Source organism: Streptomyces sp. NPDC058335, from assembly GCF_042723915.1.
Lineage (GTDB): Bacteria > Actinomycetota > Actinomycetes > Streptomycetales > Streptomycetaceae > Streptomyces.
This window is the reverse complement of the sequence record NZ_JBHXHX010000015.1, coordinates 206,453-221,448: the sequence shown is the minus strand read 5'-3', so window position 1 is coordinate 221,448 and position 14,996 is coordinate 206,453. Positions and strand designations below refer to the sequence as shown.

Below are 14,996 nucleotides of genomic sequence, written 5' to 3'. Positions count from 1 at the left end.
TGGAACTGGTGCGCCACTGCTGAAGGCGCTCGTCCGAGCGATGCCGACGGACGTCATTCGGTGACGAATTCCGACCCGACACCCCCGCTGGTTTCCCGCGCCGTTCGCGTCCGCTCGCCCATCAATTCCGCCACCAGAAAAGCGAGTTCCATCGCCTGCTGTGCGTTGAGACGCGGATCGCAGGCGGTTTCGTAACGCAACGCGAGATCGTCCTCGGAAATCCCCTGGGCACCGCCCAGGCATTCCGTGACGTCATCACCGGTGAACTCGACGTGGATTCCACCGGGGTGAGTGTTCATCGCCCGGTGAACCTCGAAGAAGCCGCGGACCTCGTCCGCGATCCGCGAGAACCGGCGGGTCTTGTGTCCGGTGCCCGAGACCTCGGAGTTCCCGTGCATCGGGTCGCACTGCCAGACCACCTCGTGGCCGGTGGCGGTGACCTTCTCCACGATCGGCGGCAGCACGTCACGCACCCGGTCGCTGCCCATCCTGCTGATCAGGGTGAGCCGGCCGGGGCTGAAGTCGGGGTCGAGCCGGTTGACGTACTCGACGGCCTGCTCCGGCGTCGTGCCCGGACCGATCTTCAGGCCGATGGGGTTGGCCAGCAGCGCGGCCAGCGCGATGTGCGCGCCGTCCAGTTGCCGGGTCCGCTCGCCGATCCAGAGGAAGTGTGCGGAGGTGCCGTACAGCCGCGGCTCCCGCCCGTCCGGCCCCGCCCGCAGCAGGCCCCGTTCGTACTCCAGGAGCAGTGCCTCGTGGCTGGAGTAGACGTCGGCGGCGGGCGGCGGGGCGCCGAGAACGCCCAGACGGCCGTTCGCGAGGGCCAGCGTCCGGTCCATCCGGTCGGCCAGCTCTCCGTAGCGGCCACCGGCCGGGGAGACCCGCAGGAACTCCCGGTTCCAGGCGTGTACCTGGCGCAGACCGGCCAGTCCTGGCGTGCCGGTGAAGCTGCGCACGGTGTTGAGGGCCGTCGCGGAGTGGGCGTACGCGCGGAGCATCCGGCCGGGGTCGGGGACCCGCCCTTGCGGATCGGCGCCGGCGGAGTTCACGATGTCGCCGCGGTACGACGGCAGGCCCAGTGAATCCACCGGGCTCGACCGGGGCTTGGCGTACTGCCCGGCGATCCGGGCGACCGTCACGACGGGCCGGCGCGAGGCGTGCGCGAGCACCGACGCCATCTGGAGCAGGGAGCGGATGTTGGCGAGGATGTGCGACTCCGTGTTGCCGGCGAAGGTCTCCGCGCAGTCACCGCCCTGGAGCAGGAACCCCTCGCCCCTGGCCACCGAGGCCAGCCGGCCCCGCAGCCGGTCGATCTCCGCGGCCGGGGTCAGCGGCGGAAGCGTCGCGAGCAGGTCCGTCGCCCGGTCGGCCGCGGCCGGGTCGGGCCAGTCCGGCTGCTGACCGGCGGGCCGGGCGAAGGCGGCCGAGATCTCCGACCGCAGCCTGCCGGGCAGCCCGGCAGGCCCGGACCACGGGGCGGAAGGAGGTGGTTCGTCGGTTTCCGTTGCATGCGTGGTCAGCAGTTCGCTGCCGGCCGCGAGGTCTCTCGGCACAGTGCTACCCGGTCCTTCGGATCGATGGCAGGGGCGGGGAGAGCGGGAGGACGGTCCGCGGGTCAGCCCGCGCTGCTGGAGGCCGTCCACAGATCGGCCGGCAGGTCCTTGCGACGCTTGACGTTGAGCTTGCGGTACACGCGGGTGAGGTGCTGCTCCACGGTGCTCGGCGTGATGTACAGCCGCCCGGCGATCTCCCGGTTGGTGTGACCCATGACCGCCAGCGAGGCGACTCGCCGCTCGGACTCACTGAGGTCGCGGATGCCGTCGGAGCCACCGGACAGCGGCACGAGCGTGTCGCCCCCGCCGGCCACCGAGAGCAGGTCCCGCGAGAGCGGCTTCGCCCCACACAGGTCCGCGATGTGCAACGCCTGCCGGATCAGCAGCCGCGCCCGCCGGCTCTGACCGAGGGCGTGGGAGGCACGGCTGAGGTCGGCCAGCACGCGCGCCTGCTCGAACCGGTCCAGCGTGGCCTCGGTCAGCTCGAGGGCCTCGGTCAGCAACTGGAGCCGTCGGCCGGGCTGGCAGGTCGTGGCCAGCAGACGCAGGGCGACCGCGCGGGTGGATGTGCCGTCGATGCCCGGCCGCGCCAGCTGGTCGTGCAGCAACTGCTTGGCCTGGTCCTGGTTGCCCAGCCGGAACCACGCGTCCGCGGCCCCGGTCCGCCAGGCGGCGAGACCCACCACGTCCAGGCCCCAGTTCCGCATCAGCTCCCCGCAGCAGAGGAAGTCCGCGAGCGCCGCGTGATGATGGTTGGTGGCCAGGTGGTGGTGCCCGCGGGCGAACAGGTACGGCAGGCTGTACCGGCTCTGGAACATGGCGTCCGGCACCGGCTGCGCCAGCAGCGTGGTCACCTCCTCGTACTGCCCCATCCGCGACCGGGCGAGGATGAGGACGCCCAGCGGAAAGCCGACCGCCACGCCCCACGACCTGGGCGCCAGCCGGTCCAGAGCCGTCTCGGCCAGCTCCGCGGCATCGGCCAGCCGGCCCTGGCGCAGCGCGATGTCGGCCCGCGCCGCCGCGAACACCGCCTGCCAGGTCGGGGCCCGCCGCGTCTCCGCCTCGGCCGCCAGCCGCTCGCCGTGCGCGGCCGCCTTGCCGCTCTGGTCGGCGCACACCAGGGTCAGCAGCGCCAGCAGTGCGGACTCCTCGGCCCAGATGTCGTCCGGCGTGAGGCGCAGCTCCCGCAGCATGCGGTCCGCCTGTTCCACCCCCGACCTGCACTGACCCCGGGCGATACGGTCCGAGAGCAGCCCCGTCGACTCCAGCCAGGTGTGCTGGTCGGGCACCGCGCCGCCGGGTCGCAGGCCGGCGGGGGAGGCCGGCGGGTGGAGCAGACGGGCGAGCGGCGCGTGAGTGGCGCGCAGCCACAGTTCCAGATCGCGCAGCGAGCGAAGTTCCTCACCACCCCGACCGTGCGTGGAGAGCCGCAGCTCCTCCAGGACGGTGGTGGCCTCCTCGGTCATGCCGTTCCACAGCAACTGCCGTATCAGCATGGCGCGGTCGCGGGAGGAGGCGGACCGGGCCCGTACGTCGCGGAGCAGTTCCGGCAGGTGGCGTGCGGCGGTCGCAGGGTCGGACTGCCACTGCGCCTGCACGAGCCGGGCGAGGATCGCGGTCCGCTGCCCGGGGTCGGCGCACTCACGGTGGGCCAGGGCGAGAAAGGCGACCGCCGCGGCCGTACGGTCCTCACCCGTCGCCTGGGAGGCCGCCGCCAGCAACGCGGCGATCGCCCACGGCTCGCCTGCCCGGTCGGCCTCGACCAGGTGGGGGGCGATGCGGTGGGCCGGGCGGGCCAGCTCGTGCAGCAACAGCGCCGCCCGGTGGTGCAGTTCGCGGCGGTTCGCCGCCGGCAGGTCCGCCAGCAGAGCGGTCCGCGCCCACTCGTGCCGCAGCCGTCCGCCGTCGAGCAGTCCGGCCGCCTCCATCGCCCGCACCGTCTGCCGGACGTCGTCGGCACCGGTGTCCGCCAGGCGGCCGACTCCCGCGGGCTCCGCGTCCTGGCCGAGCACCGCCAGTGCCCTGCTCACCCGGAGCATCAGCGGCTCCCCGCGATGCAGACAGCTCAGCAGCGCGAGCCCGTAGTGCCGGCCGGGGACGCCGCCCGGACGCAGCCGGTCGTCGATCATCGCCTCCAGCAGAAGGGGGTTGCCCCCGGAGGCCGCGTGGAACTCCGCGATGAGCCGGGGCTCCTGCTCGGCGCCCAGACGGGTACGGACGAGCTGGGCGACGCCGTCACGGGACAGCGGCTCCAGACGGACGTGGCGCACCCGCGGCTGCCGGTTGAGTTCGGTGCGGAAGGGCAGGCATGAGGCCTCCACCGCGGGGTCGTCGGTGAGCAGCATCGCCACCCGTGAGGTGGCCAGTCTGCGCACCAGGTGCAGCAGACAGTGCCAGGACGGGGTGTCCGCGTGCTGGAGGTCGTCGATCTCGACGACGAGCGGCCGCTGCGCGGCGAGGTCGAACAGGATGCGGGACAGTTTTTCGAAGGCGTGCAGCAGAGGGGCGCCCAGGGCGTCGGTGTGCTCGTCCCGCGGCAGACTCGCCGCTGCCGCGGCGTCCAGCAGGGCGTCGGCCCGACGGCCGGCCTCGGCGGGGACGTCCGGATGGCGGAACAACTGCCGTACGACACCGAACGGAAGAGTGCGCTCGGCGCGGGAACACATCGCGGTCAGAAGGATGGCTCCTGATTTTGCCGCCTGTGCCGAGGAATGGTGGAGAACAGTGGTCTTACCCGTCGCGGAGGGGCCGTCGATCAGGGCCACCCCGCCTTTTCCTTCACGCAGATCGACGAGTGTCGCGTGTATTTCCCGCAGCTGCTCTTCGCGCTCTACGAGCGTTACCACGTAGGCTCCCGATTGTGATGACCCTGCATCAAGGAGGCGGTGTTACCGCCTCTCGGGAGCGAAGATAGTTGACTGCTCGACGGCGATACCCATCCGATGGAAATCGCCCGCACATCGGCTCAGTGGGCGGTCCTCTTCCCGGCGGTTCCCAGTGACCGCCGTGCCACCCGCGTCAGGTGCCCCGCGAACACCTCCCGTGCCTGCGGTGTCAGCGTCCGCAGTGCCACCAGGGCCGTGATGACCACATCGCACAACTCCGACTGGACGTCCTCCCAGGAGTGGGAGGTGCCCTTGCGGGGGTTCTGGCCCGTCGCGCCGATCACCGCCTGGGCGACCTCGCCGACCTCCTCGGACAGCTTCAGGATGCGCAGGACCAGGCCCTCCCGACCGGCGACCGGCTGACCGGCGTCGAGCCAGGCCCACAGGGCGTCGACGGTGTCCCAGAGATCGGTCGTGGTGGAGGGGGACGGGGAGACGGAAGGGGAGACGGAGGCGGGCGGGTGCTGCGGGGTGCCGGGTCGGCTGTCGTTCATGGGCGCAGCCTGCCCACGGTGGCCAGCCCTCGAACGGCGGCTTCCGTCCACCCCCTCACTTCTCGAACGGCGGCTTCCGTCCACCCCTCACTCCTCGAACGGCGGCTTCCGTCCACCCCTCACTCCTCGAACGGCGGCTTCCGTCCACCCCCTCACTCCTCGAACAGCGCCTCCTGTTCCCCCTCCTCGCGCCGCCGCAGCCGCTTGGTGCGCAGGCCGACGATGACCGCCGTCGCCGCCGCCGTCGCGCCCAGGGCGGCCGGGACCATCCAGTTCCGGTTGACCGTGTGGCCGAGGGCGTGGTCCAGGGAGAGGCGGCCGGGGCCGGTGACGGCGAGTCCGGCGGCGGTCAGGCCGAGGGAGGCGGCGTACTCGTAGCCGCCGCTCTGCGCGAAGAAGCCGTTGGGTACGTGGACCGCGGAGGCGCCCGTCATCGCGCCGGCCGCCGCGGCGCCCGCCGCCGGGGTGGCCAGGCCCAGCGCGAGCAGCGCGCCGCCGCCGGCCTCCGCCAGGCCCGCCGCCGTGGCGCTCGCCTTGCCCGGCGCGTATCCGACTGACTCCATGAACTGGCCGGTTCCCGCCAGGCCGTGGCCGCCGAACCAGCCGAACAGCTTCTGCGCGCCGTGCGCCATCAGAACCCCTCCGGTTCCCAGCCGGAGCAGCAGCAGGCCCAGATCGCGTCGGTCGTAACTGGTCACGGTGACTCCCGGGGAGATGAGCGGACGGACAGGTGGGCGGACAACAGGAACAACCCCCTCCGCGTGTCCACCGTGGCACCCCTCACACCTGACCGCCCCGCCCCGGAAGCCGTTCGGGTGGCGGGGCGGTGGGCGCGGTGTGAGGCTGACGCGTATGACGATCCATGCCGGAAAACTCACCGACCCGGCCGTCCGGGCCTTCGTCTCCGCGGTCAACGCCCATGACCGGGAGGCCTTCCTGAAGCTCCTCACCCCGGACGCGACCATGGCCGACGACGGCTCCGACCGCGATCTCACCGAGTGGATCGACCGGGAGATCTTCTCCTCCCACGGTCATCTGGAGGTCGACAACGAGTCGGACGGCGGCCGGGCCCTCCTCGCCCGCTACAGCAATGACACCTGGGGCGAGATGCGCACCAAGTGGAGCTTCGTCGTCGAGGACGACGGCCGGATCTCCCGCTTCGAGACCGGACAGGCCTAGCAGGGCGGAGCGGCGAGGAGGGCGCGGCCTGCCTCACCGGGCGGCGGTCGCCGGCTGTTCCGTCAGCGTGATCCTCCCCGCGTCGATCGTGGCCAGCCGCGGCGCCCGCCGGGCGATCGACGAGTCGTGGGTGACCAGGACGAACGTCAGCCCGTACTCGTGCCACAGGCCCTCCAGCAGGCCCATGATGTCGTCGCGGGTGCCCTCGTCGAGGTTGCCGGTGGGCTCGTCGGCGAGCAGCACCTTCGGCTTCTTGACCAGCGCGCGGGCGATCGCGACGCGCTGCTGCTGGCCGCCGGAGAGTTCGGCCGGAGCGTGGCCGAGACGTTCGCCGAGCCCGACCGAGCGCAGCGCCTCCGCCGCCCGCTCGCGCCGCTCCGCGGCCTTCACCCCGAGCGGCACCAGGGCCGTCTCGACGTTCTCCTGCGCGGTCAGCGTGGGGATGAGGTTGAACGACTGGAAGATGATGCCGATCTTCTCGGCCCGCATCCGGGTCAGCTTCGCCTCGCCGATGCGGGCGAGGTCGACGCCGTCCAGTTCGACGCTGCCCTCGGTCGGCCGGTCGAGCGCGCCGATCATCTGGAGCAGCGTCGACTTGCCGCCGCCGGTGGGGCCCTGGATGACGAGCTGGTCGCCGTCCTCGATCGTCAGGTCGACGCCGCGCAGTGCCTCGACCGTCTCCTTGCCGCGCGTGTAGCGCTTGGTGACGCCGGTGAGCTTGTACATGGGAGTTTTCTCCGTAAGGAAGATGGCGAAGACGTCGACGGGTCAGGAGACGCTGCGCAGGGCGTCCGCCGGACGCATCCGGGAGGCGCGCCAGCCGCCCATGGCACCGGCGATCAGTCCGCCGGCGACCGCCAGGCCCACGGCGAGGGCGACCGTGGTGAGGGAGACGGGCGCGGACAGCGCGATCTCCATCGTGTTGCTCGCGGCCTGCCCGCCGGGGCCGCCCCCGCCGGGACCGCCGCCCATGCCGCCGCCACCGCCGGTGCCGCCGAGTTCGGCCGTCAGCTTGGGGCTGATCGCGGTCACCGTGTACGCCGCAGCGAGACCGAGCGCGATGCCGAGGACACCGCCCAGCAGGCCGTTGAGCATGGACTCGCCGACCACCTGCCGGGTGACCCGGCGGCTCGGCCAGCCCAGCGCCTTCAGCGTGCCGAACTCGCGCACGCGCCGGGACACCGCCGAGGAGGTGAGCAGCGCGGCCACCAGGAACGCCGCGACGAGCACCGCGATCGACAGCCACTTGCCGACGCCGGCCGCGAGGTCCGAGGCGGTGGAGAGGGAGCCGGAGACGGTGTCGGCGAGGTCGGCGGAGGTCGTCACCGTCGTACCGGCGATGTTCTTCTGGATGGCCGCCTTGACGGTGTCGATCTGCTTCGAGTCGGTCGCCTTGACGTAGATGGTGGTGACCTGGCCGGCCGCGTCGGCGAGGGTCTGCGCCTGCTTCAGCGGCAGGTAGACGTCGGTCGTCGATTCGCTGCTCTCGGGCGTGGCGAGGCCGATGACCTTGTACTTCGTACCGGAGACGGTCAGCGTCGAGCCGACCTTGTACGAGTTCTCCTTGGCGTACGACGTGCTGACGACCGCCACCTTCGCGTTGCTCTGTGCCGCGGTGAAGGTCACGCCGGAGCTGATCTCCGAGCCGGCCAGCGGGCCGAGGGTCTGGTCGCTCACGTCGACGCCGGACACGGAGTACGAGTTGACGTCGAAGGAGGCGCCGCCGCCCTGCACCTGGGGTGCCGCGGTGCTGCCGCCGCCCCCGCCGGGGCCGCCCTGCCCCTGGGCCTGGCCGCCGGTCGAACTCTCCGCCTTGCCCTGGGTGAACGAGCCGTCCACCTTGGTGACGTTGAGAGTGAGGGCGCCGACCGCGCTCGCCACACCCTTCTGCTCGGCGACCTGGGCCACGAGCGAGGACTTCAGGGCCTGACCTCCCTGTGTCGTCACCCGGTCCGAACTCTGCTCCGTCTTCTCGTCGTCGGACTTCGCGTCGAACTCGAATCTGGGGCCGCCGGAACTGTCGCCCGTGGGCGCCGTCCGGGCCTTGGTGACGGTCATGTCGGTGCCGAGGCCGTACAGCGACTGAAGAACCTTGTCCTGTGCCTGTGTCATGCCGGCCGACACCGAGTTGACGGTGATGACCAGGGCGATACCGAGCGCCAGACCCAGTGCGATGACCAGGGCCGCCTTCTTGCGCCGGCCCAGTTCGCGCTTGAGATAGATGCCAAACATCCCGTTCCCCAGAGGTTCTTGGCGCCCGCTGTGGGCGCGGCCTCAAACTAGGGAGGAACCTTTGAGTGACCCTGGGCAAGGGATGTGCGCGAGCTGGGAAAACGCTTCCGAGACCGGATCTTTATCCAGACCTCCGCCACCTGGGTCTGCGTGTGTGGTGCACGGCAGCCGTTCCGCGGTCCGGTGCGCACCTCGCGGGCGTTCACGCGAGGTCCACCCCCATCCGGTGCGGCGGAACGGCTGCCGTCCTCCCCCCTCGGTGCGGTCGGCGGAAGCTCTGCCCTCCAACTGTGAAGCAATTGTGGAGGAGGTGTCGAGCATAAGCCTCCGACCGGTCCTTATGGCGCAGAATGTTCAACTCCACTTGTGCAGGTTGACGATTCAGCCACGCCCCACGTACGGCATCGCCGTCGCCAGCACCGTCGCGAACTGCACGTTCGCCTCCAACGGCAGCTCCGCCATGTGCCGCACGGTGCGCGCCACATCGGCCACGTCCATCACCGGCTCCGGCGCGATCTCGCCGTTGGCCTGCAACGCGCCCGTCTGCATCCTCGCCGTCATGTCGGTCGCCGCGTTGCCGATGTCGATCTGCCCGACCGCGATGCCGTACGCCCGCCCGTCCAGCGACAGGGACTTGGTCAGGCCGGTCAGCGCGTGCTTGGTGGCCGTGTAGGCGACGGAGTGCGGGCGGGGCGCGTGCGCGGAGATCGACCCGTTGTTGATGATCCGCCCGCCCCGCGGCTCCTGCTCCTTCATCTGCCGGTACGCCGCCTGCGCGCACAGGAACGCCCCGTTGAGGTTGGTGTCCACCACGTGCCGCCAGGCGTCGTAAGGGAGTTCCTCGACCGGCACCCCGCCCGGCCCGAACGTGCCCGCGTTGTTGAACAGCAGGTCGAGGCGGCCGAACCGGTCGCGCACGGCGGTGAACAGGGCCGCCACCTCGTCGGGATGTGAGACGTCCGTCCGTACGGCGAGACTCGGGGCGTCCGGCACCAGTGCGGCCGTCTCCTCCAGGGTCCCGGTGCGGCGGCCGGCCAGGGCCACCGACCAGCCCGCGCGCAGCAGTTCCACGGCGACCGCGCGGCCGATGCCGGAACCGGCACCGGTCACCACCGCGATCCTCGACTCCGGCCTCGACTCCGACACCGCCTCTCCGGCGGTTCGCATGGCGTTGATGGCGTTCATGGCCCCGCAGCGTACGGGAGCGGTTGCTGCCGACCTGCCCCGCGGCTCACCGAGGTCGGCGACCAGGGACTCAAGCCCGCCTGAGTCAGGGGGCGGGCGGCGGCCAGGCGTCGCCCCAGTCGGCGTCCCGCGCCGCCTTGTACAGGTCGCCGTGCCGCTTCGACACCGTCGTCCGCGTCAGCCGCTCCTCGGCCTCGCACAGGTCGAGGAGCACCTGGCCCTTACGGATCTGCGGCCGCCGTACCACGCGGGACGGGGCCGGGTCGACGGGGAAGCGGGCGGCGGCCACATAGCCGAACTTCTCGTCCTCGTACGGCAGGGAGCCGCCCTTGACCTGCCGGTGCAGCGAGGAACGGCTCACCCGCGCCGAGAAGTGACACCAGTCCTCACCGGGCACTATCGGGCAGGCGGCGCTGTGCGGGCAGGGCGCGGCGATACGGAAGCCGGCCGCGATCAGCCGGTCCCGGGCCTCGATGATCCTGCCGTAGCCGTCCGGGGTGCCCGGCTCGACGATCACCACCGCCTGCGCGGCGGAGGCGGCCGCGTCCACGAGGGCGGCGCGGTCGGGGGCGGGCAGTTCGTTGAGCACGTACGAGACGGTGACCAGGTCGGCCGGCTCCAGGGTGAGCGCCGAGCCGATCCGGGCACGCTGCCAGCGGACCTGCTCCAGGGCCGGGTTCGACGCGGCCAGCTCCCGGCCGACGGCCAGGGCGGGCTCCGCCCAGTCCAGCACCGTCACCGGGCGGCGGCCCGGCCAGGTCGCGCTGACCGCCCAGGTCGCCGCGCCCGTACCCCCGCCCACGTCGACATGGCTGCCGGGCGTCCACTCCGGGACGGCGTCCGCGAACGCCTCCAGCGCCGAGCGGACCGCCTCGAAGGTGGCCGGCATGCGGTACGCGGCATACGCGGCGACGTCCGCGCGGTCGCGGAGGATCGGGGTGTCGGTCGGGGTCGCCCCGCGATAGTTCGCGATGAGCCGCTCCACGGCCTGACCGGCCTGCCGGGCCGGAAGCCCGTCGAGCAACTCATGGAGGGCGTCCGCCGGAGATACGGGGTCGTTCACCCGCAAATTCTAAACGCGCCCCCACCGCGCCGGGCCCCGCCCCGGAGGCCTCCGCCCCAGCCCCCCGGACCTCCTCCCAGACGCCCTCACCGGACCGCCCGTCTCAGACGCGTCCCCGCCGCCGCCCGGGGCGCGCTGCCCACCCCCCGCCGCCGAGGGTGCACCGTGTTGCCCAGCAGGACGAGGAAGGTGTCCGTCGACGGGTCGATCACCAGGGACGTTCCCGTGAACCCCGTGTGTCCGGCCGCACCCCGCCCCGCCAGTTCCCCCATGAACCAGGCCTGGTCCACCGAGAAGCCCAGCCCCGGCGGGGTCAGGAGCAGCTCCACGAAGTCGGGTCCGAGGATCCGCGCGGGGCCGTACGAGCCGCCCGCGAGCAAGGTCCGGCAGAACACCGCGAGGTCACGCCCGGTCGAGAACAGGCCCGCGTGACCGGCCACCCCGCCCAGCGCCCAGGCGTTCTCGTCGTGCACCTCGCCCCGCAGCAGCCCCCGGTCCGCCTTCGCCCACGGCCGCCGCTGGTCCTCCGTGGCGGCCGCACCGGGGCAGGGCCCGAAGCCGGTGGAGGTCATGCCCAGCGGACGCGTGATCCCGTCGTGGATCAGGATGTCGAGCGTCCGGCCGGTGCGCCGTTCGAGGAGCTGCTGGAGGAGCAGCATGTTCAGGTCCGAGTAGACGTACGTCCCGGGCTCGCTCACCGGCGCCTCCGCCCGCAGCAGCTCCAGCCGCCCGGCGTCGTCGGCGCAGTCGTACAGCGGCAGTTCGGGCCGCAGCCCCGAGGTGTGGGTGAGGAGCCCGCGCACGGTGATGTCATGGGCGGACGCGGCCCGGAAGTCGGGCAGGTACGCACCCACGCGCGCGTCGATCCCCAGCGTGCCGCGCTCGATCTGCTGCACCGCGGCCACCGCCGTGAACAGTTTGGTGAGGGACGCGAGGTCGAAGGGCGTGTCGACGGTCATCGGGACGCGGGACGCGGCCGGCAGCTCCACTCCGGCGTCGGCCTCCGGGTCGTAGCGCGCGTACCGCACCGCCCAGCCCGCCGCCTCCTGCACGGCGATGACGGGCCCGCGCCCGGCGACCACGACGACGCCGGCCGCCCAGGGGCGTTCCCCGGTGGTCAGTTCGTGGACCCCGCGCGCGAGGTGACGCATCTCCTCGGGGTCGAGCCCGGCCCGTTCCGGGGTGTCGACCCGCAGTCTCGGAGCGCTCAGCTGTCCTCTCCCACTTCCGGCCTCGCACGAGCGGAAGGCTCGGAAGGCCCCTTGGCGGGATTCTCGCTCCCCGTCGCCCCCGTGTCCTTCCAGGGACGGCACATTCCCACGAAGAAGGCCAGCGCCACCACCGCGGCCACCAACTGGACGACGGCCATCGGGACGGCCGTGTCCTCGCCGGCGACACCGACGAGCGGGGAGGCGACGGCGCCGATCGCGAAGGAGGTGGTGCCGAGGAGCGCGGAGGCGGACCCGGCGGAGTGGCGTACCCGCAACAGCGCGAGGGTCTGGGCGTTGGGCAGGGTGACGCCCATCGCGGACATCAGCACGAACAGGGCAACCGACACGGGCACCAGCCCGGCCTCGCCGAACACGCCCGTCGCCATCAGCAGCAGCGCGGTCGCGGCCAGCGTGACGACCACGAGGCCGGCCGCCAGGACCCGGTCCAGGCTGACCCGCCCGACCAGCACCTTGCCGTTGATCTGCCCGACCACGACCAGCCCGACGGAGTTCACGCCGAACAGCAGACTGAACGTCTGCGGTGAGGCGCCGTAGATCTCCTGGATCACGAACGGCGACGCCGCGATGTACGCGAACAGCGCGGCGAAGGCGAAGCCGCCGGTCAGCAGGTAGCCGGTGAAGGGCGGGTCGGCGAGCAGCCGGCGCATCGAGCGCAGGGCCTCCCCGACGCCGCCGGAGTGGCGTTCGGAGGCCGGGAGCGTCTCGGGGAGCCGGGCCGCGACGACACAGGTCAGCAGGATGCCGACGGCGGTGAGGACCACGAACACGCCCCGCCAGTCCGTCACCCGCAGGATCTGCCCGCCGATCAGCGGCGCGACCACCGGGGCGACGCCCGAGATCAGCATCAGGGTGGAGAAGAAGCGGGCCATGGCCACGCCGTCGTACAGGTCGCGCACCATGGCCCGCGCGATGACGATTCCGGCGGCGCCCGCGAGGCCCTGGGCGAGCCGGAAGGCGACCAGCAGCTCGACGGTCGGCGCGAGCGCGCACAGCGCGGTCGCCACGACGTACACGGCGAGCCCGGCGAGCAGGGGGCGGCGGCGGCCCCAGCGGTCGCTCATCGGGCCGACCACCAGCTGCCCCAGCGCCATTCCGGCCAGGCACGCGGTCAGCGTGAGCTGCACGGTGGTGGCGGGCGCGTGCAGCGCGTCGGTGACCTCCGGCAGCGACGGCAGATACATGTCCATGGCGAGCGGGGGAGTGGCGGTCAGGCCGCCCAGCACGAGCGTGACCAGCAGCCCCGCCCGGCGCGCTGCCCGCGGTGGTGCCCCCTGTCCGGTCACGGCCGCCTGCGACACGTCCGGTATCGCCCCACCCTCGGCCATGTGGCCCCTCCCTCGGTGACGTCTGCGCCACCTATGCTCTCAGCTCGTACGGATCGTACGGACTGCTGGGACGGCATGAGGGTGGGCGCATGACGACGGACACGGTGCGGTGGGGGATTCTGGCGACCGGCGGGATAGCCGCCGCGTTCACCGCGGACCTGATCGACCTGCCGGACGCGGAGGTGGTGGCGGTCGCGTCACGCACCGAAACGTCGGCGCAAGCGTTTGCCGAGCGTTTCGGGATACCCCGGGCGTACGGCGACTGGGAGACGCTGGCCAAGGACGCGGACATCGATGTCGTCTACGTCGCCACCCCGCACTCCGCGCACCGCACCGCCGCCGGGCTCTGCCTGGAGGCCGGCCGGAACGTGCTGTGCGAGAAGGCGTTCACGCTGAACCTGCGCGAGGCCACCGAACTCGTCGGGCTGGCCCGCGACAACAACCGCTTCCTGATGGAAGCCATGTGGATGTACTGCAACCCCGTCATCCGCCGGCTGAAGGCGCTCGTCGACGACGGCGCGATCGGTGACGTGCGGACCGTGCAGGCCGACTTCGGCCTGGAGGGCCCCTTCCCGCCCTCGCACCGGCTGCGCGACCCCGCCCAGGGCGGCGGCGCCCTCCTCGACCTCGGCGTCTACCCGGTCTCCTTCGCCCACCTGCTGCTGGGCGAGCCCACGAGCGTCTCCGCGCAGGCCGTGATCTCCGCCGAGGGCGTCGACCTCCAGACGGTGGCGGCCCTGTCCTGGGACTCCGGCGCGCTGGCCGCGCTGCACTGCTCCCTCGTCGGCGGTACGGGCGTCACCGCGTCGGTCACCGGCACGCGGGGCCGCATCGACATCCCGTCGGGCTTCTTCCACCCCGACCGCCTCGTCCTGCACCGGGCCGGCCGCGACCCGGAGGAGTTCACCGCCGACCCGGCCGACGGGCCCCGCGCGACGATGCGGCACGAGGCGCGTGAGGTGATGCGCGCGCTGCGGGCCGGGGAGACCGAGTCCCCGCTCGTCCCGCTCGACGGCACCCTCGCCGTGATGCGGACGCTGGACACCGTCCGGGAACGGATCGGCGTGCGGTACCCGGGCGAGTAGGCGCCCGACCGGACCGGATGGCGAGACGGCCCGTCTCATATTCTTGGTACCGTCGTCCCATGGTCACCCAACCCGGAAAGCCGGCCCCCGACACCACCCGCCGCAGCGAGCGGTCCCGGCGTGCGATCTACGACGCCGCGCTCGCCCTGGTGGCGGAGGTCGGCTACCCGAGGACAACCATCGAGGGCATCGCCGCCCGCGCCGGTGTCGGCAAGCAGACGATCTACCGCTGGTGGGGTTCGAAGGCCGACGTCCTGCTGGAGGCGTTCCTCGACCTCAGCCATCAGGCCTCCCGCGAAGCGGGCGAGGACTTCGCCATCCCGGACACCGGAGACCTCGCCGCCGACATCAAGGCCGTGCTGCGGGCCACCGTCGACCAGCTGACGGACCCCCGCTTCGAGGCGCCTTCCCGGGCCCTCGCCGCCGAGGGCGTGGTCAACGAAGAGGTCGGCCGCCGCTTCATGACCCAGCTCATGGAACCCAGCCTCCAGCTGTACGTCGACCGGCTGCGCGCCGCCCAGCGGGCGGGCCAGGTCCGCCCCGAGGTCGACCCGCGGATCGCCCTGGAGTTCTTCATCTCCCCACTGGCCCAGCGCTGGCTCCAGTACACGGGCCCGATCTCGTACGAGTACACCGACACCCTCGTCGACTACGCCCTGTACGGCCTCGCGCCCCGCTGACCACTCCGGCGCCATGTGCCCGGGGTCCCCGTGGGGCACATCGGTACCCTCGCCCCACCTGCCCCTTTTGGGGCTCCGGACCC

The 14,996-nt window shown here is 72.4% G+C and carries 13 protein-coding genes; 3 read left to right on the top strand and 10 right to left on the bottom strand.

Annotated elements, in window-relative coordinates:
• Positions 1-53 precede the first annotated feature (53 nt).
• The 4 genes from ACFWJX_RS28170 to ACFWJX_RS28155 form a co-directional block, all read right to left on the bottom strand.
• A complete protein-coding gene (locus tag ACFWJX_RS28170) occupies positions 54-1,454 on the bottom strand; it encodes a 3-deoxy-7-phosphoheptulonate synthase class II (protein WP_383248638.1) in 1,401 nt (466 codons plus the stop codon).
• Between the two features lie 161 nt (positions 1,455-1,615).
• Positions 1,616-4,399 carry an AAA family ATPase gene (locus tag ACFWJX_RS28165; protein WP_383248591.1) on the bottom strand — a complete coding sequence of 928 codons (2,784 nt, stop codon included), beginning with the start codon at positions 4,397-4,399 and terminating at the stop codon, positions 1,616-1,618.
• Positions 4,400-4,518: 119 nt separating this feature from the next.
• Entirely contained in the window at positions 4,519-4,932 is a 414-nt protein-coding gene (locus ACFWJX_RS28160) for a MazG-like family protein (RefSeq protein WP_383248589.1), read from the bottom strand.
• Between the two features lie 152 nt (positions 4,933-5,084).
• Positions 5,085-5,630, bottom strand: coding sequence for a DoxX family protein (locus tag ACFWJX_RS28155; protein ID WP_383248587.1), 546 nt, complete (start codon positions 5,628-5,630; stop codon positions 5,085-5,087).
• A 154-nt stretch (positions 5,631-5,784) separates the two neighbouring features.
• On the opposite strand from ACFWJX_RS28155, the gene ACFWJX_RS28150 reads away from it, so the two are divergent.
• Positions 5,785-6,111, top strand: a complete 327-nt coding sequence (locus ACFWJX_RS28150) for a nuclear transport factor 2 family protein (protein WP_383248585.1) — start codon at positions 5,785-5,787, stop codon at positions 6,109-6,111.
• A 33-nt stretch (positions 6,112-6,144) separates the two neighbouring features.
• Here ACFWJX_RS28150 and ACFWJX_RS28145 read toward each other — a convergent pair whose 3' ends face one another.
• The 6 genes from ACFWJX_RS28145 to ACFWJX_RS28120 all read right to left on the bottom strand — a co-directional run bounded on the left by ACFWJX_RS28145 (position 6,145) and on the right by ACFWJX_RS28120 (position 13,148).
• Positions 6,145-6,837: an ABC transporter ATP-binding protein gene (locus tag ACFWJX_RS28145; protein WP_383248583.1), complete on the bottom strand. Its 693-nt coding sequence runs from the start codon at positions 6,835-6,837 to the stop codon at positions 6,145-6,147.
• Positions 6,838-6,879: 42 nt separating this feature from the next.
• Complete coding sequence (locus ACFWJX_RS28140; protein ID WP_383248580.1) at positions 6,880-8,343, bottom strand: ABC transporter permease; 1,464 nt, start codon at positions 8,341-8,343, stop codon at positions 6,880-6,882.
• Between the two features lie 381 nt (positions 8,344-8,724).
• A complete protein-coding gene (locus ACFWJX_RS28135; protein WP_383248636.1) occupies positions 8,725-9,510 on the bottom strand; it encodes an SDR family oxidoreductase in 786 nt (261 codons plus the stop codon).
• Between the two features lie 103 nt (positions 9,511-9,613).
• Positions 9,614-10,591, bottom strand: coding sequence for a small ribosomal subunit Rsm22 family protein (locus ACFWJX_RS28130; RefSeq protein WP_383248578.1), 978 nt, complete (start codon positions 10,589-10,591; stop codon positions 9,614-9,616).
• Positions 10,592-10,677: 86 nt separating this feature from the next.
• Positions 10,678-11,742, bottom strand: a complete 1,065-nt coding sequence (locus tag ACFWJX_RS28125; RefSeq protein ID WP_383248576.1) for a serine hydrolase domain-containing protein — start codon at positions 11,740-11,742, stop codon at positions 10,678-10,680.
• 56 nt (positions 11,743-11,798) lie between these two features.
• The gene (locus ACFWJX_RS28120) at positions 11,799-13,148 is read right to left on the bottom strand and encodes a multidrug effflux MFS transporter (RefSeq protein ID WP_383248574.1); all 1,350 of its coding nucleotides are present in this window, start codon (positions 13,146-13,148) and stop codon (positions 11,799-11,801) included.
• Between the two features lie 89 nt (positions 13,149-13,237).
• On the opposite strand from ACFWJX_RS28120, the gene ACFWJX_RS28115 reads away from it, so the two are divergent.
• Positions 13,238-14,233 (top strand): Gfo/Idh/MocA family protein, encoded by a 996-nt coding sequence (locus tag ACFWJX_RS28115; RefSeq protein WP_383248572.1) that lies wholly within the window; start codon positions 13,238-13,240, stop codon positions 14,231-14,233.
• A gap of 59 nt (positions 14,234-14,292) precedes the next feature.
• A complete protein-coding gene (locus ACFWJX_RS28110) occupies positions 14,293-14,913 on the top strand; it encodes a TetR/AcrR family transcriptional regulator (protein ID WP_383248570.1) in 621 nt (206 codons plus the stop codon).
• Positions 14,914-14,996 lie beyond the last annotated feature (83 nt).